The organism is Polaromonas sp. P1_G4, assembly GCF_056405475.1.
This window is the reverse complement of the sequence record NZ_JBFUCA010000909.1, coordinates 1-972: the sequence shown is the minus strand read 5'-3', so window position 1 is coordinate 972 and position 972 is coordinate 1. Positions and strand designations below refer to the sequence as shown.

Genomic DNA, 972 nt, shown 5'->3' with positions numbered 1-972 from the left:
CCGGTGAAGCGTTGGCCTCCGGCAGAAAAGGTGTACTCAGTAAGGCAATGGTTTCGAGGGTCGGTGCGAATGACGATGCCAGTAGCGTACGCGCCACCTCGAACCAGGCGTAAATATCCTAACCAGCCATTGTTATTGAGCATGGCTGCGGTGAATGCGGCAAGAAATGCGACGGTTCCGAGGCTGCCTAAAAACCACATGATAGTAAAACGCTTCAGGCCGACTGAGGCTGCCATGATTTTGCGTTGCCTAACGTCCGCGCTGACCCGGCGCACAACCCGCGCGGCGCAGCCGCAACCTGCAGTTATGTTTCCGTGTCGAGCGACATGTAAGGCCCACGCCCACGGTTTTCATCAACTCTCCTTCCTCGAACGCCAGGTACGCAAGGAAATTGGCTCACCACTCACTGGATCCATGACCATCACCGAGTTGCGCGCCGCATCAACATAGAAGATGTGCCACATCTCAAAACGTTCTGGGCGATTCGCGTACACCGAGACAGACCAATAACACCGACCGCGCAAGAGCACCTGCTTGTCCCACGACATGCCGTAGGTCACTGGAAATTCGTGTGACCGTGACCAAACTTTCAATTCCGGAAGGCTTCCAACCACTTCTGTCGCCCGCAAGTAGCCGGAAGAGTTTTCGGTCTTTGCCTTGCAAGCTGGCGCCGCGGTGGCCGCCCCAGCAAGTGCCAGGTTCAACAGGAGTGCGATGTAAATACGCATCACTACTGAGCTTTAACGTTGGCACTCAGCGGGCGCCGAAGGCGATCCGATGGAACAACCAGTTAAAAAGCCTTTCACTTGTACACCAACCAAAAGGGAAATGCGGCCATACAGAAAACCATGGCAATTGAAAAGACAGTTGGCCTGAAATCGGGGCTGCAGAACGCAACGTAGCCTACAAAAAGCGGCACTGGCCAAATTGCAAAAATAAGGGCGTTGCCTGTTGCGAGCTGTGGCCTAAGCC

At 54.7% G+C, this 972-nt stretch carries 2 protein-coding genes; both read right to left on the bottom strand.

Annotation, left to right across the window (positions count from 1 at the left end):
- A partial coding sequence (locus AC1D1X_RS24380) for a hypothetical protein (RefSeq protein WP_477699499.1) occupies positions 1-236 on the bottom strand: 236 nt, incomplete at its 3' end.
- 117 nt (positions 237-353) lie between these two features.
- The gene (locus AC1D1X_RS24375) at positions 354-731 is read right to left on the bottom strand and encodes a hypothetical protein (protein ID WP_477668249.1); all 378 of its coding nucleotides are present in this window, start codon (positions 729-731) and stop codon (positions 354-356) included.
- Between the last annotated feature and the right edge of the window lie 241 nt (positions 732-972).